At 59.2% G+C, this 20,334-nt stretch carries 18 protein-coding genes and 1 pseudogene; 10 read left to right on the top strand and 9 right to left on the bottom strand.

All coding sequences use genetic code 11. From position 1 onward, the window contains the following. Nucleotides 1-113 precede the first annotated feature (113 nt). Nucleotides 114-878 (top strand): DNA repair protein RecO, encoded by a 765-nt coding sequence (gene recO, locus GKA01_RS06055; RefSeq protein WP_146860293.1) that lies wholly within the window; start codon nucleotides 114-116, stop codon nucleotides 876-878. Here recO and GKA01_RS06050 read toward each other — a convergent pair. Continuing rightward, nucleotides 872-1,348, bottom strand: coding sequence for a hypothetical protein (locus GKA01_RS06050; RefSeq protein ID WP_146860194.1), 477 nt, complete (start codon nucleotides 1,346-1,348; stop codon nucleotides 872-874). The genes recO and GKA01_RS06050 overlap by 7 nt on opposite strands. On the opposite strand from GKA01_RS06050, the gene parC reads away from it, so the two are divergent. Then, the gene (gene parC / locus GKA01_RS06045; RefSeq protein ID WP_146860192.1) at nucleotides 1,325-3,532 is read left to right on the top strand and encodes a DNA topoisomerase IV subunit A; all 2,208 of its coding nucleotides are present in this window, start codon (nucleotides 1,325-1,327) and stop codon (nucleotides 3,530-3,532) included. The two genes, GKA01_RS06050 and parC, sit on opposite strands and share 24 nt — an antisense overlap. Nucleotides 3,533-3,563: 31 nt before the next feature. On the opposite strand, the gene GKA01_RS06040 is transcribed toward parC, so the two are convergent. Further along, a complete protein-coding gene (locus GKA01_RS06040; RefSeq protein ID WP_146860190.1) occupies nucleotides 3,564-4,280 on the bottom strand; it encodes an arginyltransferase in 717 nt (238 codons plus the stop codon). A gap of 153 nt (nucleotides 4,281-4,433) precedes the next feature. On the opposite strand from GKA01_RS06040, the gene cls reads away from it, so the two are divergent. Continuing rightward, nucleotides 4,434-5,846, top strand: coding sequence for a cardiolipin synthase (gene cls / locus GKA01_RS06035; RefSeq protein ID WP_146860188.1), 1,413 nt, complete (start codon nucleotides 4,434-4,436; stop codon nucleotides 5,844-5,846). A gap of 6 nt (nucleotides 5,847-5,852) precedes the next feature. Here the strand turns inward: cls and GKA01_RS06030 are convergent, their stop codons facing one another. Beyond that, nucleotides 5,853-6,479 (bottom strand): endonuclease/exonuclease/phosphatase family protein, encoded by a 627-nt coding sequence (locus tag GKA01_RS06030; protein WP_146860186.1) that lies wholly within the window; start codon nucleotides 6,477-6,479, stop codon nucleotides 5,853-5,855. Beyond that, entirely contained in the window at nucleotides 6,476-7,555 is a 1,080-nt protein-coding gene (locus tag GKA01_RS06025; protein WP_146860291.1) for an AI-2E family transporter, read from the bottom strand. Before GKA01_RS06025 ends, GKA01_RS06030 begins: the two co-directional genes overlap by 4 nt. 69 nt (nucleotides 7,556-7,624) lie before the next feature. On the opposite strand from GKA01_RS06025, the gene GKA01_RS06020 reads away from it, so the two are divergent. Next, a complete protein-coding gene (locus GKA01_RS06020; RefSeq protein WP_228119785.1) occupies nucleotides 7,625-8,530 on the top strand; it encodes a sulfurtransferase in 906 nt (301 codons plus the stop codon). Then, complete coding sequence (gene metC, locus GKA01_RS06015; RefSeq protein ID WP_146860184.1) at nucleotides 8,523-9,734, top strand: cystathionine beta-lyase; 1,212 nt, start codon at nucleotides 8,523-8,525, stop codon at nucleotides 9,732-9,734. Before GKA01_RS06020 ends, metC begins: the two co-directional genes overlap by 8 nt. A gap of 4 nt (nucleotides 9,735-9,738) precedes the next feature. Here the strand turns inward: metC and GKA01_RS06010 are convergent. The 3 genes and pseudogenes from GKA01_RS06010 to GKA01_RS06000 form a co-directional block, all read right to left on the bottom strand. After that, nucleotides 9,739-11,110 (bottom strand): annotated as a pseudogene (locus GKA01_RS06010) (YifB family Mg chelatase-like AAA ATPase). 50 nt (nucleotides 11,111-11,160) lie between these two features. Next, entirely contained in the window at nucleotides 11,161-12,411 is a 1,251-nt protein-coding gene (gene serA / locus GKA01_RS06005) for a phosphoglycerate dehydrogenase (RefSeq protein WP_146860287.1), read from the bottom strand. A gap of 140 nt (nucleotides 12,412-12,551) precedes the next feature. Next, nucleotides 12,552-13,340, bottom strand: coding sequence for an inositol monophosphatase family protein (locus GKA01_RS06000; protein WP_146860182.1), 789 nt, complete (start codon nucleotides 13,338-13,340; stop codon nucleotides 12,552-12,554). 74 nt (nucleotides 13,341-13,414) lie between these two features. Here GKA01_RS06000 and GKA01_RS05995 point away from each other — a divergent pair, with 74 nt between their 5' ends. The 4 genes from GKA01_RS05995 to smpB are packed head-to-tail and all read left to right on the top strand — an operon-like array spanning nucleotide 13,415 to nucleotide 16,411. After that, entirely contained in the window at nucleotides 13,415-14,140 is a 726-nt protein-coding gene (locus tag GKA01_RS05995) for a 3-deoxy-manno-octulosonate cytidylyltransferase (protein ID WP_146860181.1), read from the top strand. Continuing rightward, nucleotides 14,140-14,976, top strand: a complete 837-nt coding sequence (locus GKA01_RS05990; RefSeq protein ID WP_146860179.1) for a prephenate dehydratase — start codon at nucleotides 14,140-14,142, stop codon at nucleotides 14,974-14,976. The genes GKA01_RS05995 and GKA01_RS05990 overlap by 1 nt, the downstream gene beginning before the upstream one ends. Before the next feature lie 38 nt (nucleotides 14,977-15,014). Continuing rightward, nucleotides 15,015-15,908 (top strand): 4-hydroxy-tetrahydrodipicolinate synthase, encoded by an 894-nt coding sequence (gene dapA, locus GKA01_RS05985; protein ID WP_194265802.1) that lies wholly within the window; start codon nucleotides 15,015-15,017, stop codon nucleotides 15,906-15,908. A gap of 8 nt (nucleotides 15,909-15,916) precedes the next feature. Next, nucleotides 15,917-16,411, top strand: a complete 495-nt coding sequence (gene smpB / locus GKA01_RS05980) for an SsrA-binding protein SmpB (RefSeq protein WP_146860177.1) — start codon at nucleotides 15,917-15,919, stop codon at nucleotides 16,409-16,411. Nucleotides 16,412-16,554: 143 nt separating this feature from the next. Here the strand turns inward: smpB and GKA01_RS13975 are convergent, their stop codons facing one another. Next, a complete protein-coding gene (locus tag GKA01_RS13975; RefSeq protein WP_146860176.1) occupies nucleotides 16,555-17,247 on the bottom strand; it encodes a cold-shock protein in 693 nt (230 codons plus the stop codon). A 290-nt stretch (nucleotides 17,248-17,537) separates the two neighbouring features. On the opposite strand from GKA01_RS13975, the gene GKA01_RS05970 reads away from it, so the two are divergent. Further along, complete coding sequence (locus GKA01_RS05970) at nucleotides 17,538-18,539, top strand: lipid A deacylase LpxR family protein (protein WP_146860175.1); 1,002 nt, start codon at nucleotides 17,538-17,540, stop codon at nucleotides 18,537-18,539. A gap of 65 nt (nucleotides 18,540-18,604) precedes the next feature. On the opposite strand, the gene GKA01_RS05965 is transcribed toward GKA01_RS05970, so the two are convergent. After that, a complete protein-coding gene (locus GKA01_RS05965; protein ID WP_146860174.1) occupies nucleotides 18,605-20,305 on the bottom strand; it encodes a putative bifunctional diguanylate cyclase/phosphodiesterase in 1,701 nt (566 codons plus the stop codon). Between the last annotated feature and the right edge of the window lie 29 nt (nucleotides 20,306-20,334).

Below are 20,334 nucleotides of genomic sequence, written 5' to 3'. Positions count from 1 at the left end.
GACCTGAGCCGGGTCTGTCTGGTTCAGGTTGACGTCGAAAGTCTGTAGAAAGGCCCCTGTGCGCTCTGCGTGCAGGGGCCTTTTTACTTTTGGCCATTGGGAAGGGATCAGGGATGGAATGGGAAGCGGCGGCGCTGGTTCTGTCGGTCCGGCCTTATGGCGAGGGAAGCGCGCTCGTTCATCTGTTCAGTGAGGAGCATGGGGTCTCGCATGGCATGGCGCGTGGAGGAGCGTCCCGGCGTCAGTCATCATTGTGGCAGACGGGCAATCTGGTCATGGCGCGATGGCGCGCAAGGCTGGCGGATCAGCTCGGAACCCTGACGGCTGAGCCGGTCCAGTGTGTGGCAGGCCGTATTCTGGATGCGCCCTTGCAGCTTGAGATGGTGAGCAGTGCCTGCGCTTTGGTTGACGGAGCGTTGCCGCAGGGAGAGGCGTATCCGGAGCTTTTCATGCGACTGGTGCGTCTTGTGACGCTGATCAGCGTGGCGCCAGAGCCTGCTCCCATGGGCGATTATCTGCGTTGGGAAGCTCAGCTTCTCGCAAGTCTTGGCTACGGGCTGGATCTGTCGGAATGTGCGGTAACGGGTAGTCGCGAAAATCTGTTGTATGTGTCGCCGCGATCGGGTCGTGCGGTCAGCGGAGATGCTGCCGGCGACTGGCGGGACCGTTTGTTGCCGCTACCGCCGTTGATGGCGAACGATACAGACGACGGAACGCCTGAGGATTGGAGGGATGGTCTGGTGCTGACAGGGCATTTCCTGTCGCGCTGGGTTTTTGGTGTCCGGCACCAGCCTCTTCCCGCGGCGCGGGAGCGGCTGATCGAGTATGTACAGCGGCTTCAGGCGGGACCAACCGGATCGGAGAAGTCTGGTCAGTAGAAAACGTGGCTGGGACCGGGACGCAGACCGTTGACGACGTCCACGTCGGCGGTGCTTTCCCAGACAGACCAGTCCCAGCCGGGATGCTGGTTGATTTCGGCGGTCATGTGCTGTTCCTGCGCCACATCAATGCGATGGCTCGTTTTGTAGGCAGCATAGGCTGTCCTGTCGCCCATGTAGACGCAGCCGCAGGCGATCGGATCAGCGTAGAGCAGGACGGGTTGTCCGTTCTGCATGCGGTAGGTCAGGGTGTTGGGGGGCAGGAGGTTCATCATGGCCCAGCGTGCCGTGGTGTCGGCGGGATGCGCCCTGAAGCCGGCCAGGGCGAAAGACACTTCCGCCTTCTGGACCGGACGGTAGGGTGAGCATGCCGCTACACCAGCGAGGAGAGCGCTGGACAGGATGACCCGCCAGTGTCTAAGTCCTGCACGAAAGAGGGGAGAGGCATGGGAACGGATCTGGCTGGTCATATCGAGGATACCAGGCTCGCTGAGGCTCTGAGCGAGCGATATATTGCGTATGCGATGTCGACAATCATGTCGCGTTCCCTTCCGGACGTGCGTGATGGCCTGAAGCCGGTCCACCGCCGCCTCCTTTATGCGATGCAGCAGTTACGCCTTGATCCCACATCAGGGTTTAAAAAGTGTGCACGTGTCGTCGGTGACGTGATTGGTAAGTTCCATCCGCATGGCGATGCGTCCGTTTACGAGGCGCTGGTGCGTTTGGCGCAGGATTTCGCGGTCCGGTATCCGCTGGTTGAGGGGCAGGGCAATTTCGGTTCCATCGACGGTGATGGCGCGGCGGCGATGCGATATACCGAAAGCCGTCTGACGGAAGTAGCGCAGGCGCTGCTGGACGGTATTCAGGACGATGCGGTCGATTTTCGTGCGACTTACGATAACGAAGATCACGAACCGATCGTCCTGCCCGGCACCTTCCCGAACCTGCTGGCCAATGGCGCGGCGGGCATTGCCGTGGGCATGGCGACGAGCATTCCGCCCCATAATGCCGCCGAGATCTGCCGGGCTGCCAAACTCCTGATCGAAAACCCCGACGTAACGATCGCCGAACTGGTGGATCTGATGCCGGGGCCGGATTTCCCGACAGGTGGCATTCTGGTGGAAGAGCGCGACTCCATTATCCGTTCTTACGAAACGGGCCGTGGCAGTTTCCGAACGCGCGCGCGCTGGGAGGTCGAGCAGGGCCGTTTCGGCACATGGGTCATCATCGTTACTGAGATTCCGTATCAGGTGCAGAAATCGCGTCTGATCGAGCAGATTGCCGAGCTGATGGAACAGCGCAAGCTGCCGCTTCTGGGCGATGTGCGGGATGAGAGCACGACCGATATCCGCCTTGTGCTGGAACCCAAGACCAAGGGTGTCGAACCCGAAGTCCTGATGGAGACGCTTTTTCGCAACACGGCGCTTGAGAACCGTTTTAGCCTGAACATGAATGTTCTCGGCGGGGATCGCGTTCCAGGCGTGCTGTCGCTGAAACAGGTTTTGCGCGCATGGCTGGACCATGTGCATGAGGTTCTGGTGCGGCGGTCGAACCACCGTCTGGCAGCGGTTCTGCGGCGGCTGGAAATTCTTGATGGCTTCCTTGCGGTCTATCTGAACCTTGACGAGGTGATCCGGATCATTCGTGAGGAAGACGAGCCCAAGGCCAGCCTGATGGAAACATTCAGTCTGACGGATACTCAGGCCGAGGCGGTGCTGAACATGCGCCTGCGTTCCCTGCGACGGCTGGAGGAAATGGAAATTCGGCGCGAGCGGGACAAGCTTGCCGACGAACAGAAGGCGCTCGAAACGCTGCTGGGGTCGGAGCGGCGGCGCTGGACGCGGATCTGCAAGGATCTGGATGGCACGATCAAGAAATTTGGATCGGGCCCGCTCGGCGACCGTCGGACTTTGATTGCAGCGGCGCCGGAGCCGGTGGATATTTCGGCGGCTCTGGAAATCGACCGTGAGCCGCTGACTGTCCTGCTGTCTCGCGAAGGATGGATCCGGGCCATGAAGGGTCATGGGCTCGATCCGCAGGGGCATCGATTCAAGGAAGGCGATGAAGGCTGGTTGTCGGTTGAGTGCCAGAGTACGGATCGGCTGTGCCTGATTTCCAGCAGCGGCAAGGCCTACACCATCAAGGCCGCCGATCTGCCGCGCGGACGAGGGTTCGGGCAGCCTTTCCGGACCGTGGTGGATGTACCGCAGGAAGACCGGGTCGTCACCCTGTTCCCCGTTTCGGAGGAAGGACGCCGTCTGATCGCGTCTGCCTCGGGGCGCGGGATGATCGTGTCCGAGGCCGGGCTGGTGGCCGAGAAACGGACTGGCAAGCAGGTCTTCAATGTCAAGGATGGTGACGAGGTGTTCGGGTGTATCCCTGTCAGCGGGACACATGTTCTGACGCTCGGTCATAATAAGCGCGCCCTGATCTTCCCGATGGAGCAAGTGCCTGAAATGACGCGTGGCGGTGGGGTCGCTTTTCAGAAGTTGGGGGATAGTACACTACGCGACATGCGGACCCTGACCGTTTCTGAAGGGCTGCTTTGGCAGGATGGTCAGCGGGTGCGGGCGGCGTCTGATCTTATGCCTCTCGAAGGGCGTCGGGGCGCTGTCGGGAAAGCCGCCCCGCAATGGATGTTGCGCAAGAGCTGAAAATTTTGTGCTTCTTCGTGTTGGATCAGCGTCAGAGGGGCAGCAACAGCGGCCCCCAGTGGCCGTCCCGGAAGATTTCCGCGGGTCCGAAGGCGGCTTTGTAGTTCATTTTGGGGCTGCCCGGCACGTAATAGCCCAGATAGAGATAGTCCAGACCGAAGCGAAGGGTCTGTTCAATCAGCCACTGGATGGAAAACGTTCCCCAGGATGCTCCCGGATCATTGACATCATAGAAGGTGTAAACCGCTGACAGGCCGTCGGAAAGGCGGTCTACAAGACTGACACAGACGAGCTGGCCGTCCGGACGACGGAATTCAGCGAGAAAAGTCTCGACGGGTGTGTTGGCGATCAGTTCGGCGTAATCGCGCCAGCACATATGGGTCATGTCCCCATCCGGGTGGCGCATGGCCTGATACATTTCGAACAGGCGATACTGCTCGTTCGTAGGAACAGGCGGCCCCATGGTGACGACAAGGTCCGCTTGGCGGTAGCGGACTTTTTTCTGCGTCCGGGTAGGCGTGAATGTTGCGGCAGGAATGCGCATGGGCGTGCAGGCACGGCAGCCGACGCAGACCGGGGCATAGGCGATGGCGTGGCTGCGTCGGAAACCGGCCTGCGACAGGCGGTTGTGCAGCGCAATGGCATCAGGCCCCGCCAGTTCGGTCAAAACCTTGCGTTCCGTTCTGTTTGGTAGATAGGGGCAGGGTGCAGGAACAGTCGTGTAGAAGAGCTGTGGGCGATGCTGCATGAGACGCTCTCCTGTTCAAGAACCCGACCGAAAGATGATTATATCGCAAGGACGGGGGGTGGCGCATCCATCATCTTTGCGAAAGGATGATGGGATAGTCTCCAAAGTCCGCATGTCCGTAGAGCCAAAAGGCTTTTCGTTTCAGGGAAGTTTATGACGCACTGGACCCTTTTTCATATTCTGGCAGAAATCTTCCGTTGGATCCTGCCTCTTCTCGTGACGGTTCATGCGCTCACTCACAAGCGTGATACGGCGTCCTGTACCGGCTGGATCGGAATCTGCTGGATCGCGCCGTTGCTGGGAACGGTGCTGTATCTGATGTTCGGGATCAATCGGGTGCGGCGCCGGGCACAGAAGATGGTCAACCGGCATCTGTGGGAAGGGCGCGATCCGCTTGCCCAGTATCGGCAGACTGTGGACGGTAATCTTGCGCCGTTATCGAAAATGCTGGGCCGACTGACAGAACGTCCTCTGATGCGTGGCAACTCGATCATGTGCCTGCATGATGGGGACAATGCCTACCCGGTGATGCTGGACGCGATTGATAAAGCCAAGACGTCGATCATCCTGTGTTCGTATATTTTTCGTGACGACAAGGTCGGACAGCGTTTCGCGGATGCTCTGATCGCAGCCAAGCATCGCGGGGTCGAGGTGCGGGTTCTGGTGGACGGGATCGGGAGCGGATATTTCCGCTGCGGGATCGAGCGTCGTCTGCGACATGAGGGGGTGGCCTGTGCGCGCTTTATGCATTCGGTCTGGCCCTGGCGCATGCCGTTCATCAATCTGCGCAATCATCGCAAGATCCTCGTGGTGGACGGCACCATCGGCTTCATGGGCGGCCTGAATATCGGGGAGGAAAACCTGCTCCGGCTGCGGACGAAACTGCCGGTTGCCGATACGCATTTCCGTCTTCAAGGGCCGATCGTGCATCAGCTTGCGGTGGCTTTCGCCTGGGACTGGTCTTTTACGACGGGCGAGGAGCTTGAAGGAGAGCGTTATCTGCCCGAACCTTCTCCGGTCGGGGATGTGCCGATGCGGATCGTAACCTCCGGGCCGGATGCGGATCTGGAGAAAATCGAGTACGGAATGCTCCAGGCCTTCTCACTGGCCCGGAAGCATATCTGGGTCATGACGCCTTATTTTCTGCCAGATGACCGTTTTTCAACGGAGCTTATTCTTGCGGCTCTCAGAGGGGTTGTGATCGACATCGTGGTTCCGAAGAGCAGCAATCATGCCCTGATCGACCATGCGCGAGCTGCCAATCTGCGGCCGTTTCTGGATGCGGGCTGCCGGGTCTGGATGGCCGACCCGCCGTTCAATCATTCCAAGCTGATGGTGGTGGACGACGAGTGGAGCTTTGTCGGGAGCGCAAATATTGACATGCGCTCCCTGCGCCTGAATTTTGAAATCAACCTGGAAATCTATGACACGGATGTGGCGAAAGAGTTGTCCAAGTTTATGGAAACACATCGTCGGAACCGGCTGACGCACCATGATCTGGATAGCTTGCCATTCCTAATCCGTATGCGGAATTCGGCGATCAGGCTTCTACTGCCGTATCTGTAAGGAAATTTAAGCGCCCAATCGCAGAGTTACGGAAATCGGCCGGTGATCGGAGCCGAAACGGGGTAAGGCGCGTGCCTCCACCCGCGACAGACCGCGAACAAGGCAACGGTCCAGCCGCAATGGGACGTGATTTAACATCCGGTGGGTTTTTTCCTTGGGGCCGACATCCAGAAACCCAGGCAGCAGAACCGGACCGACCAGATTGAAGTCCCCCATGATGACGGCACGGTGGCGCATATTGGTGCTGATGCTGCGGAGCTGCCGGCGATTGAGGATCTGACCATGCGACAGATGAACATTCGCCAGTGAAAAGCTGCCGAAATCGATAAGCTGTGCGGTTCGCTTGACCAGCAGGCCGCGTGGCAGGCGGCAAAAGGAGGGCGGTCGTGTAAACGGCAGGCGGCTCCAGCACGCCGTGCCATGTGGCCGTCCTGGAAGTGGAATACGGTCGTAATATCCGCCGAGGATTTCCGGAAGCTGATCCACGGCCTCCTGTGCTTCCTGCATGACAACAATATCAGGATCTTCAGCCCGGATGACGGTCAGCACATCTTCAGGCGACGCACCGTCCCAGCGATAGAGATTCCAGCTCAGAATTTTGAAGGACGCTCCGGACAGAAGAGAGGTCGTCATTTCGGAGGCTCCGGCAGGTAGAGTGGATTACGTTCGCGGTGATGGGGGCCGGCGGCGAATTCGCTGGTCAGGGTGTACCCGACGGCCAGCAGGACGGGGCCGAGAAAAATTCCCACTCCGCCGAATGTTACGATGCCGCCCAGAACGCCCAGCACCGTCAGTAGATAGGGTAGTTGTGCGCCTCGTGCGATGAATGCCGGGCGGATGATGTGGTCGGCGCCCGAAATGACGATGACGCCATAAAGGGCCAGAAAAAGACCATGTCCGAAATGATGGGTCATTCCGAGCCAGATTGCGGCCGGGATCCAGACCAGAGGTGCGCCTATCGGAAAGACGGCCACGAAGGCGGTAATCCCGGCGAGGAGGACGGGCGAGGGAACGCCCGCCAGCATCATGCCGATCCCTGTCAGCACGCCCTGGATCAGTGCTGTGCCGAGGATGCCATAGACCGTCCCGCGGATGGTGCGGCCGATGATATTGATCAGACGCGGCGTCGTATGTGGCCCCGCAATACGGTCAATCAGGGCGACGATGGTGTTTCCCAGCGTATCGCCGTTGAGCCACAGGAAGAACGCAACGAACAGGGCTATGACGAGTTCGGCCAGCCCTCCTGCGAGCCTGAGCAGCACCGTCAGCGTGACATGCGCGATCTGTCCGGCATATGGACGCAGGACCTCAGTCGCAAAAGCTCCCATGTCCTGACTGAAATGATGCCACGCATTCACGAGGTGTGGACCAGCCATCGGAATGCGGATCATCCATGCAGGCGGCGGGTTTGCGCTGGTGACATGCAGAATAAGGGTGTCGATTTCGGCAATGGTGCCGGGAATGTCGCTGATCCCAGTGCTGGTCAGTACTGTCATGGGAACCAGAATGAACAGGGCGCTTAGCGCCATCATGGCCAGCGCTGCCATAACGGGGCGGACATGCCGGCGCATGCGGCGATAGATCGGCCAAGTGGTGAAGGCGAGGATCGCGGCCCATAGAATGGCCGAAAGGAATGGCCAGAGGATGATGCCGCATCCATAGGCAATGCCAGCCAGGATGAGGCCGAGGAGGATCCGCTCGGTCGTCATGCTGTCGCGCAATTCTGACAGGGGCCGGACGGACGCTCCGGCGCGCATGGCTCTGTGCTCTGCATCTTCATGGACCACTACATTGGCACGCTCTGGCGTCGGACGCATCCCTCGACCTATGGTGCAGATATGACGATCTCGCCACTTGTTGATGCCCCGACCCTGATTTCCGAACTGGGCCGCTTCATTCCCCTTGATGCCAGTGTCCTTCTGCCGGGGCAGAAGGGCGATCCCGATGCCGCATTCATGGATGCCCATCTGCCCGGCGCACAGCGATTCGACATTGATGTCTTCGCAGACCCGGAGAGCCCGCTGCCACACACGGTCCCGGGGGCTGCACGTTTTGCGCGCCTGATGGGTGCACTCGGCGCCAGTGAGGAAAGTCCGATCGTGTTTTACGACGGGCGTGGCAGTGTGGGGGCTTGCAGGGGCTGGTGGCTGGCACGGCTGTTCGGTCATCGTAACGCCCGTATTCTGGATGGCGGGCTCGATGCATGGGTAAAGGCGGGAGGCCCGGTGGAACACGGACGCGCTGTCGCCCCGGACGCTACGGTTTTTCGGTGCCGCCCCCGTTACGCCCTTCTGGCGGGTGCGGATGATGTCCGCCATGCGCTGGAACGGCCGGATGCTCTGGTTCTGGACGCAAGGAGCGGCGCTCGCTTTGCGGCGACGGTCCCCGAACCACGTCCCGGTGTGCGAGGCGGTCATATGCCTGGTGCGCGCAGTATGGACTGGACGCGTCTTGTAGACCGGAATGGATGTTTTCTGCCCCGCACGGGGCTGAGACACCTTCTTGCCGCTGCGGAAGACCGTGCGGTAATCGCAAGCTGTGGTTCAGGGCTGACGGCCGCGACGATCGTCGCGGGTCTCGCGGTCGCAGGATATGGTGAAGCGGCCCTGTATGACGGGTCCTGGGCGGAGTGGGGGAGCGATCCTGACGCGCCTGTCGTGACGGGAGGAGATGAGCATGAATGATCTGGAAACGCAGGTAAGCGCGGGTTGGAGCCGCATGTCCTCCATGCTGGTACGAGAAGGACGGCCACAGGAACTGCCTGAAACAGGTGAGTTCGTGAACGTGCCTGTCACGCGGGGTTCGACGGTCCTGTTTCCTACGCTGGAAGCGATGAACCGCACGGATGGTCGCAGTCATGCCCATAAGCTGGTCTATGGTGCCATGGGGTCGCCGATCCAGCATCAGCTTGAGGAAATGCTGAGCGTCATCGAGGGCGGCACACATACGCAGGTCGTCAATTCCGGTCTTGCCGCGTGTACGATGCCTCTGTTGGCTTTTCTCGGGTGTGGGGATCACCTTCTGCTTCCCGATTCGGTCTATGGACCGACAAGGCGCTTTGCGGGCACGATGCTGCACCGACTGGGGGTTATGACGACGTATTACCCGCCGATGGCATCACGCGCGGAGATGATGACTCTGGTCCGCCCCGAGACGAAAATCGTGTTCTCGGAAAGCCCGGGCAGTCATACGTTCGAGGTACAGGATGTCCCGATGCTTGCGGAAGTGGCGCATGAGGCAGGCGCCCTGCTGATGCTGGATAACACCTGGGGGATCGGAGTGTTTCAGCCTTTCGTCCATGGGGTGGATGTGTCGATTCAGGCTCTGACGAAATATCCAGCTGGACATTCTGACGTCATCATGGGCTCCGTGACGGTCAATGACGAGGCGCACTGGAAAACGTTGCGGGACGCGGCCATCCAGCTTGGACAGTGTGCGGGCCCGGATGATTGCTGGCTGACATTGCGTGGACTGCGCACGATGGGCGTCAGGCTGGCGCACCAGTCGCGCTCGGCGCTTGAGATCGCGCAATGGCTTAAAACTCGTCCCGAGGTCGCGCGGGTTCTCCATCCCGCTTTCGAAGACTGTCCGGGACACGCCTTCTGGAAGCGTGATTTTACCGGAGCCTGTGGACTGTTCGGCGTGGAGCTTCAGCCGCAAATCTCCGTCGAGGCTACCGAGCGCATGATCGACGGGCTTAGCCTGTTTGGAATTGGTGCCTCCTGGGGCGGGTATGAAAGTCTGGTCCTGCCGACGACGGGCCATATCCGGCGTGTGACAGGTGAGGGTGGCCCGACATCGGCAACGTTCCGGCTTCATATCGGGCTTGAAGACGTCTCAGACTTGAAAAACGATCTGGCATGCGGGCTCGACAGCCTGCGTTTCTGATCGGTCAGCGTCTTCGGAACGTCAGTGCTTCCGCGACGTGATGGCGCTGAATGCTCTGCGTGCCTTCCAGATCGGCGATGGTGCGCGAGACGCGGATCAGGCGTGTGATGCCACGATTGGATAGGCGCAGTCTCTCGGATGCCTGCTCGGCGAGGGAGCGGGCGTCGTCGTCCATCTCGAGATCATCGGGGGAGACTTGTGCGTTGGGAACGCCCTGACGGTCGATCTGGCGTTTCCGCGCCCGCTCGACGCGGCATCTCACGGTCGCGCTGTCCTCACCTTTTGGCGCGCGGCTGATTTCGATCGGCGATAGCGGGTCGATCTGTACGCACAGATCCATGCGGTCCAGCATCGGGCCAGAAATTTTGGCAGCATAGTCTTCACCGCATCGCGGCGCTTTGCGGCAGCTGCGTTCCGGATCTCCCAGATACCCGCAGCGACAGGGATTCATGGCTCCGATGAACTGGAAACGCGCCGGATAGGTTGTGTGGTGAGCCGCACGCGCAATGGAGATACTGCCGGTTTCGATGGGCTGGCGGAGCGATTCCAGACAACTGCGTGAGAATTCCGGCAGTTCGTCAAGAAACAGGACGCCGTTATTGGCGAGGCTGACTTCGCCGGGCCGGGCTTTCGCGCCGCCACCCACTATTGCGGGCAGGCTCGCGCTGTGATGCGGAGCACGATAGGGTGGCCGGACGACCAAGCGTCCATTCTGTAGAATCCCGGAGACACTGTGAATACGGCTTGTCTCCAGAGCTTCTTCACGTGTCAGGTTCGGAAGAATTCCGGGCAGACGGCTTGCGAGCATGGATTTGCCTGCGCCGGGCGGTCCGCTCATCAGCATGGAATGTGCCCCGGCAGCAGCAATTTCCAGAGCCCGCCGCCCCAGCGGCATCCCTTTGACATCCGCAAGATCGGGACCGTATTCGATGATATGTTCGCGTGGCAGTGGCGCAGGCGAGAGAACCTGAAGACCCTGGAAATGGGAAACCAGCGACGGGATTGATCCGTCCGTCCAGCGAGAGTTCACCAACCGCCGCATAGGCTGAGACCGCTTCGAAAGACAGGATCCCCATCGCGCACAGGAGGCCGAGCGCAATGGGAAGATCGAAATGCGCCCCTTCTTTCACCAGATCGGCCGGGACCAGATTGACGAGAATACGTTTGGGCGGAAGCGCCAGACCCATGGCTGTCAGGGCGGCCCGGACCCTCTCCCGTGCTTCGCCGACAGACTTGTCCGCAAGCCCTACGACGAGAAAGGCAGGAAGCCCGCTTGAAACCTGAACCTCTACGGTCACAGGGACGGCCTCGATTCCCGAAAAAGCGAAACTTTCGATACGGGCGAGAGCGGGTGTGTGCGGGCTGGGATTTGTCATGAGCAAAATCCTAGCCCGAAATTATTTATATTCGGTTAATGAAACGGTTGTCAGGAGCGCTGGTAAAGCAGCCGTGCACGCAGGGTGCCGTCAAGCGCCTTGAGGCCGTCGAGAAGCGTGGTGTCCATGTCCGAGCTTTCCGACTCAGCTTCCACAACGACGTAACCCACTTCGCCATCCGTCTGAAGGTATTGTGCGGTTATGTTGCAGTTATGGGATGCAAAGAGGTCGTTGATCTGGCGCATGATTCCCGGGCGGTTGGCGTGAACATGCATGAAGCGCGTGCCGCGCGGACGCTCCGGGAGCTGGACGCTGGGAAAATTGACGGCACCAATGGTGGAGCCGACGTCCGAATAATCCACCAGTTTGCGGGCGACTTCGACGCCAATACGCTCCTGCGCTTCCATGGTGGAGCCGCCGATATGAGGCGTGAGAATGACGTTCTCAAGTCCCTGAAGTGGAGACCGGAACTGCTCGCCCGCTTTCTTGGGCTCGACAGGAAAGACATCCACACCCGCTCCCATCAGATGACCGTCCTTCAGGGCGGCGGCGAGCGCTTCAAGATCCACGACATTGCCGCGGGCGTTGTTGAGCAGGATGGAATTGGGCTTCATGGCCCGGATTTCCGTCTCTCCGATAAGGAGATCCGTTTCGGGTGTCTGCGGAACGTGCAGGCTGACGATATCGGACTGGGCGAGGAGGTCATGAAGGTTCGAAATCGCGATGGCGTTGCCATGCGGCAGACGCGGCATGACATCGAAATACACCACCCGCATTCCAAACGCTTCCGCAAGAACGGACAGCTGTGAACCGATGGAGCCGTAACCGACGATACCGAGCGTCTTGCCCCGGACTTCCCACGCATTGGTGGCTGATTTGTCCCAGCCACCACGGTGGCAGTCCTCGGATCGGGATGGAATGCGCCGTAGCAGCATGACGATCTCACCCATGACCAGTTCTGCCACGGAGCGCGTATTACTGAACGGTGCGTTGAAAACCGGAATGCCAAGCATGCGGGCAGCGCCGAGATCGACCTGATTCGTACCGATGCAGAAACAGCCGATGGCCATCAGCCGGTCCGCAGCTTCCAGAACCTCTCGCGTAAGCTGGGTCCGGCTTCGGATACCGATCATGTGCACGCCCTGAAGTGCCTCTTTCAGTGCCTCACCTTCAAGCGCCCCTTTGACGCGTGTGACTTCTGTATAGCCGTCCTGTGAAAAATGAGCCGCGGCGCTTTCGTGAATGCCTTCCAGAAGAAGAATGCGGATCTTGTTCTTGGGGAGAGAGAACTGAGTTTCCATAAATCCGTCCCGGTGATGAACCGGAAGGCTCCGGTTGCAGGTCAAACTGGTTCCGTCAGGACTGGTCATGTCCTGACCCGTCCCGGCTCATGTCTGCCGCTACATGCACCGGGGCCTCCTCCGTAGCCGATCAGGGGATATCAGGAAAGATGCCGCACGAGTTCGGGCAGCAGGGTTGCGTCTCCGCAGGCGAGGACGGTGCCATCGCTTTGCAGATTGAGAGGCTGACCCTGCCAGTCGGTGATCCGGCCTCCTGCTCCTTCCACTACCGGAACAAGTGCTCCCCAGTCCCAGGGTTTCATGGTGCATTCAGCAATAACGTCGATCTGTCCGAGAGCGAGCAGTCCATAAGCATAACAATCTCCGCCCCAGGATGTGCGACGGGTGTGTTTCTGAAGATTCGCAAAACGCGGTGCGTGGTCTGGCGTCATGATTTCAGGTGCGGTGCAGGACAGTTCAGCCTCTGCCGCGGCTGGACAGGAGCGCGTGCCTATCACGCCGGGCAGGCGGTCGGACAGGAAACAGGTCGGCTGACCTGCGACGCCGATCCACCGTTCTCCCGTCACGGGCTGGTCGATCAGTCCGAGAACGGGATGCCCGTTATGAAAAAGTGCTACAAGCGTCCCAAATGTCGGCCGGCCAGTCAGAAATGCGCGTGTCCCGTCAATCGGGTCGAGAACCCAGAGCCATTCGCTTCCGCCACCGGACAGGCCATCTTCCTCGCCGAGGATGTCATGCCCGGGCAGGGCGTTCTGAAGAACAGAGCGCATGGCCTGTTCCGCCTGACGGTCAGCGATCGTGACGGGGCTGTCGTCCGATTTGGCATCGGCGTGGAGAGTTGTCCGGAAATGGGGCAGAATGGTCCGGCGGGCAATGTCAGCACAGGCCGTTGCAGCGTCCATGGCCGTCTGCAGAACCGTTTCACTCATAATTTTCGTCTGTTCCCGTTGCTTGAGCATGGCATGAGATTGACGCCCGTGGTGGCGGGCGGCATCACAGGGCCATGAATCCGATCATCGTCATTCCTGCCAGACTTGCTTCGACCCGCCTGCCACGCAAGCCCCTTGCTGATATCGGTGGTGTGCCCATGATCGTCCGTGTTGCGCGTCGGGCCCTCGAAGCGCGGCTCGGCCCGGTCGTTGTGGCGGCGGCAGACACGGAAATTCTTGATGTTGTCGCAGAAATTCCGGGTGTCAGGGGTGTTTTGACCGACTCGACTCTGGCAAGCGGTTCAGATCGGGTCCACGCCGCGATAACGGAGCTGGATCCGGATGGCGTGCATGACGTGATCATCAATCTTCAGGGGGACCTTCCCCTGATCGCACCGTCCAGTCTGCATGCCGTTCTGAAGCCAGTTGAAAATTCCGCCTTCGATATCGGAACGCTTGCCGCCCCTGTTATGACGCTCGCAGAGCGCGATGCGACTCAGGTGGTGAAGATCGCCTGCGCTTTCGAAGACACGGACATCGCGCGCGCTCTGTATTTTTCGCGTCTTCCCATTCCTTGGGGTGAGGGAACGCACTGGCATCATGTGGGTGTCTATGCCTGGCGACGGTCTGCTCTGGAGCGTTTCGTAAACCTGCCTCCCTCTGCGCTGGAGCGTCGGGAAAGTCTGGAACAGCTTCGGGCGCTGGAAGCCGGTATGACAATCGGGTGTGCGAGGATTGACCAAGCGCCGCAGGGAGTGGATACGCCTGCTGATCTGGAACACGTGAGAGGGCTGGTCTGATGGCGGTCATTGCATTTCAGGGGCGCCCGGGGGCCTATTCCGATCTGGCCTGCCGTCAGGCGCGTCCGGGCTGGACGACACTGCCGTGTCCCACCTTTGCTGATGCCATCGACGCCGTGCATGACGGACGAGCTGAGGAAGCCCTTCTGGCCTGTGAAAATACGCTTGCGGGGCGTGTGCCTGACATCCACTCCCTATTGCCGGATGCGGGTCTTCATATTGTCGGTGAATATTTCCAGCGTGTTGAACACTGTCTGCTGGGCGTTCCAGGCGCGACCCTGGGGGATATTCGGCGAATCCACACGCATCCTGTCGCCATGGGACAGGTCCGTCGCCTGATCAGTGAACTGGGCGTCGAGCCGGTCGTGCAGTTCGATACGGCCGGAGCGGCGGAGATGGTCGCGCAGTGGGGCCGCAGGGAAGAGGCGGCAATCGCTTCCTCCCTTGCTGCGGAACTGAATGATCTTGTGGTTTTGCGGAGCAATGTCGAAGACGCATCGCATAACACCACGCGGTTCTATCGTGTGGCGCGCAAGGCTTGCATTCCTTCCTCCGACCGCACAGATGTGCTTACGACCCTTCTGATGAGGGTCGGAAACTGCCCTGGCGCCCTTTATGCGGCATTGGGTGGCTTCTCCCGGCATGGTATCAACATGACGCGGATCGAAAGTTATATGCTGGACGGCTCGTTCGCGGCGACACAGTTCCTGATGGATGTCGAAGGGCATCCGGAACAGACCGCTCTGGCGGCGGCACTCGCGGAACTGGAGCAGGTCAGTGATGATCTGAGAATTCTGGGTGTTTACCCAAGCAGCCTCTCGCGTCGTCAGGCGTGATGGCAGGACAGGCGGATTCCATGACGGAAAGTGCAACAATGACTGACACGAGCATGTATCAGGGGTCGCTGACGGCTCTGGTCACTCCGATGCATCCTGACGGACGGATCGATTTCGATGTTTCGGCAAAGCTGATCGAGCGCCAGATCGAGGCCGGAACGACAGGGCTTATTCCTGCGGGCACTACGGGCGAAAGCCCGACGCTGTCTCACGAAGAGCACGGCCGTGTCGTCGCGCATTGTGTCGAGACGGCCAACGGTCGCGTGCGGGTCATGGCGGGTGCGGGGTCCAACAGTACATCCGAGGCCGTTCTTATGGCCAAACATGCCCATTCCGTCGGTGCGGACAGCCTGCTTGTGGTGGTGCCATATTACAATAAGCCTTCGCAGGAAGGTCTGTACCGTCACTTCATGACGATTGCAGATGCGACGCCCTTACCGATGTTCCTGTACTGTATTCCCGGACGTTCCGTTGTGGACATTTCCGTAGCGACAATGGCGCGCCTCGGGGAGCATCCGAATATTGTCGGTACGAAAGATGCTACTGCGAATATGGCCCGTCCGACGGCTGTGCGTCGCGCTGTGGACAAACCTTTTAACCAGCTGTCCGGTGACGATCACAGTGTCTTATCATTTTTGGCGGCAGGCGGAGACGGCTGCATTGGTGTAACGTCTAATGTCGTCCCCCATCTGTGTGCCGATATGCACCTGGCGTGGCAGGAAGGGCGGATCGAGGATGCGATTGCCATTCAGGACCACCTGACGCCGCTGCATGACGCCATGTTCATGGAAAGTAACCCGGGTCCGGTCAAATACGCGCTGTCCCGACTGGGTCTGTGTAACGCTACACTGCGTTTGCCGCTGGTGGAGCCTCAGGAGGCAACCTGTCGGGCTATCGACGAGGCTCTGCGTTCCCTCGAGCTGCTGGACTGAGTAGGGGTATGGCAGGAAAAAAAACCAAGAGCGGCATGATTTCTCACGGAATGGCGGCCCAGAACCGTAAAGGTCGGTTCGACTACACCATTCTTGAGACGACTGAGGCGGGAATTGTTCTGAAAGGGCCAGAGGTCAAAAGTCTTCGCCTTGGGCGCGCTACAATCACGGAAGCCTACGCTGCGGAACGGGATGGCGAGATCTGGCTCTTCAATTCCTACATTCCCGAATATCAGGGTGGCGTTCTCTCCCGTTTTGAGCCGCGGGCACCGCGCAAGCTCCTGATGCACCGCAAGCAGATCGCGCATTATCTGGGTGCCGTCAGCCGTGCAGGCGCCAGTCTCGTGCCGCTGGATATTCATTTCAATGAACGGGGAATGGCGAAAGTGACACTGGGTCTGGGGCAGGGTCGCAAAAAAGAAGACAAGCGACACGCAATTGCCGAGCGTGACTGGAAGCGGGACAAAGCCCGTCTGGTCCGGAGCAAGGGTAAAGACTACTAAGATTGAGTCCTTTCCACAGAGCATTTTGGAAAAGCCGGAATTCTCCGGCTTTTTTTATGTCCTGTTTGGAGGCAAGGCATGAAAAAAGCCGCTGAAGCCTGAGCTTGCAGCGGCTTTATCTTTCAGACCGAGGCCTGGATCATTCAGTCAGCGCTGATCTCAGCGGCTTCCGGGCCCTTCTGGCCCTGAACAACCTTGACGTTGATCGTCTGGCCTTCATCAAGCGTCGGCAGACCCGAGCGCTCGAGAGCGGAGGCATGAACAAAAATGTCTTTACCACCGGATTCTGGCGTGATGAATCCGAAGCCCTTCGTGGCGTTGTACCACTTGACCGTGCCGCGCATGTCTTCTGCACGGGACAGGTCCGGAGCCGGACGGCCCGGACGGGCACCGCCGAAACGGGGCTGGTCGCCGAAGGAAGCGCGGGGACGCGGTGCTTCCGCCGTGCTTTCATCGACGGAGAGAACTTCAGCGACCTGACGGCCCTTCGGACCCTGGCCGATGCGGACCACAACGGTCGCGCCCGGGTTCACGTTGCTGACACCAGCATTGGTGAGGGCGTTGGCGTGCAGGAAGATGTCGCCCGAGCCATCGGACAGTTCAACGAAACCGAAACCCTTCTCGGTGTTGAACCACTTCACGCGGGAGCTGATTTCCGGGCCTGAAGCTGCGACGAAGCTGTTGCTGCGACGGGGTGCGCCGTAGCCACCACTGCCACCATTTCCACCACCAAAGCCACCACGGTCGCCATAGGACGGCTGGGACGAGTATGCATCGTCAAATCCGCCGCGGCGAGGTGAGTTGAAGCTGCTGCGGTCGGTTCTGTTGTTTCTCAACGGTCTAATCCCGAGACTGGGGTGTCATGGTAGGGGAAACCCTGCCGTGACGTAATTTCAAAAATTTGGAGAAAAACAATCCCGTTTCTCTCCTGTAGTAATCCCTAGCACGCTTTTTTCCCTCTCTGCCACAGGGAATATGAGGCTGAAACATAACTCGCGCTAATTTTAAGATTGAGGCAGGTGTTCTGGAGACTTTGATTCGGGGGCCGAAAATGACATACACACCTTTCCCAGTATTTGGTCCCAGGCCCTGACGGTTCCTGATCACGCGCGTAACAGAGGTGTCCATGCGAAGCAGACTGACTTTTTCGATTGGAGCCACTGCCGTGCTGGCGCTGTCTTCCTCCGCCATGGCAACGCCGTTGCAGGATCCGTACGGAACCTGGACCATCCAGGGGGAAAATGACGCGATTTCAACCCTTAAGGGAACATCAGATCAGTATTATACTTCTGGTCTGCGCATCAACTGGACGTCTGGGACCGACAATCTTCCACGGCCGATCGCCAAACTGAACCGTATTCTCATGGGCGAAGGTGTCCAGCGCATCAGCATCGGCCTTCAGCAGATCATCGACACACCGCGCGATACGCAGGCCGACAATCCGCCGCAGGGTGATCGCCCCTATGCGGGCCTGCTGCTTGGGACTGTCAATCTCATCAACGATACTGATCTTTCGCGTACGGTCATGGGAATCCAGTTCGGTATGCTTGGTCCGTCGGGGCTGGGGCGGCAGGTCCAGAACGGATTCCATAAGGCCATCAGCGACACGCCAAGCACAGGGTGGGGCCACCAGCTCGCGAACCAGCCGATCTTTCAGGTGCAGGCCGGGCGTATCTGGCGCCTGCCAGTTCTCGATGTTTTCGGCGTTCATGCCGATGTGCTGCCTGCAATTTCAGGTGCCGCTGGCGACTACCGAACTTATGCTGATGTCGCAACGACCTTCCGTATCGGACAGGGCTTGGACAGTGACTTCGGTAACGCGACGATCGGACCGGGCCTTGATGGCACGGATGCTTTCCGGGCGACACGTCCGTTCGCCTGGTACTTCTATGGTGGCGTAGAGGGCCAGGCCGTTGGGTATGACGTGACGCTTCAGGGCAGCACCGTCCGCCCCAACGCCCCGCATGTCGATAAGGTCTGGGATGTAGGCGAGATTCATGCCGGTGTTGCGGTCATGTGGCATGGCGTGCGTCTGTCCTATAGCCAAAATTGGCAGACAGCACAGTTCCAGACTCAGAAAGCGGGCCTTTTCAATTACGGCTCGCTCAAGCTTTCCGTCAAATTCTGATCCGGTCTCTCTGACCGGGAAAGTCTCAGAACAGCCGCTTTCTCTATAAGGGAAGGCGGTTTTTTTTACGTCTGAGCAAGATGCGGAACGTGGCTGTCGCGAACAGGAGCCCCGAGCAGATATCCTTGAACTTCCTCGCATCCATTTGCATCCAGAAGTGCCATCTGGCGTTCGGTTTCCACACCTTTTGCGCAGCAGGTAATGTTTAGTGAGCGTGCGAGAGCAAGAATGGCATACATGACCTCATCCGCCCGTATGTCCTCACCGAGATACTGAACGAAGGCACGATCAAGCTTGATTTGGTCCAGCGGGTAAATCCGCAGCCTTTCCAGAGAAGAATATCCTGCTCCGAAGTCATCGATCGCCAGTCTGACGCCTAGGGCGCGAACACGGGACAGTTCCCGAAAGGCAATGTCTGAAGGGCCGAAAGGCCTGCATTCCGATAGTTCGATCTGAAGCCGCCCAGGCGGGAGCCCTGTTTCGTGAAGGATCGTGTCCACGAGGACCGCAAGCCGTTCGTTAACTAGCCAGACCGGTGAGACGTTCACGCAGACTCGCAACGGCTTTGGCCAGTGAAGGGCTGCTCGGCAGGCGCTACGCAGGCTCCAGGTATCGAGCGCCTCGATCATGCCGGCTTCTTCGGCGTAACGGATAAAGAGGTTGGGCGCGACTTCTCCATGTCCGGGACGGTTCCAGCGCAGAAGTGCTTCATGCGCCACGATCCGTTGGGATGTGGTGTCCACAATGGGCATCCATTTCAGGAAGAGGGCGTTGTCTTCGACAGCCTTGAGAAGATCCTGCTCGAGATTTGACGTGATGGTATAGGCACTCGTCAGTTCGGCGGTCGCGCGCCGTTCATGACCTCCTCCGGTGCGGTTGGCCTCCGTAAGTGCGGCGCGGGCGGAGAGGATCAACTGGTTCGCGTCGTTCGCGTCCTGAGGATAAACGCTCCAGCCGGCTGAAATCGAAAAAGGAACTGCTCCCATGTCCAGCTCAACGGGACTACGGGAAATCCTCAGAATCGCATTCACGAGAGTTCGGGTGGTGATCGCTGTTGTCCCGGGAGGCGTCAGGATCATGAAATGCCCGCCGCCGACGGAACTCAGAAAACAGCCGTCCGGAAGAATGGCTTTGAGGCGCTGGATCAGTTCAGCGAGAATGAGGTCTGCTGTATCCCATCCGTAACGATCGTTGATCAGGGTCAGATGATCCAAATTCAGGCGGATCAGGCTGAAAACCGCCCGTTTTGAAAGCTTACCTGTCGCCTCAATGAACTGATTCAGGACCTGAAGGCTTTCTTCTCGCCCTGGGAGCGCGGGTTTGCTGCCTGGCCGACCGGCCGTCCCTTCGACAAGCTGGTTCGCCACGTCCTGCAACAGGCCGGGAGCTGACGGTGAAAGGATTTTTTGTGAAGGAAACAGAAGCGCCAGATAGTGTCTGGTGGTACTGTCATCCGGTTTTTTCGGAAGACAGACGGCAAGCACAGACAAGTCTTCCGAAATCTGGCACGAAAAACAGACGTTCGCATGACTATGAGTCGCATCAAGAATGACACGGCTCGCAGCGGCTTTCTGCAGGGGGGGGGCGATCGTTCCGAAGGATTGCAGAACGCGGGGCGCTGCGTTGGCCGCGATATCCGTCAGAACCACGGCTGCTGCATCCGTAGCACTCAGAAGCAGACGGAAAAAAACCGATCGGCTGTCTGAAGAAATGCCAGAATAATCATATGACGCCTCTTGTTGAGCGTCTCTGGCAGGACGGCTCATTCCCCGTATGCTCCATGGATATTCAATTG

Origin of the sequence: Gluconobacter kanchanaburiensis NBRC 103587 (assembly GCF_007988905.1) — a bacterium.
GTDB classification, from domain to species: Bacteria; Pseudomonadota; Alphaproteobacteria; order Acetobacterales; family Acetobacteraceae; genus Gluconobacter; species Gluconobacter kanchanaburiensis.
Note: the sequence above shows the minus strand (reverse complement) of the source record. Positions and strands in the feature narration are given on the sequence as shown.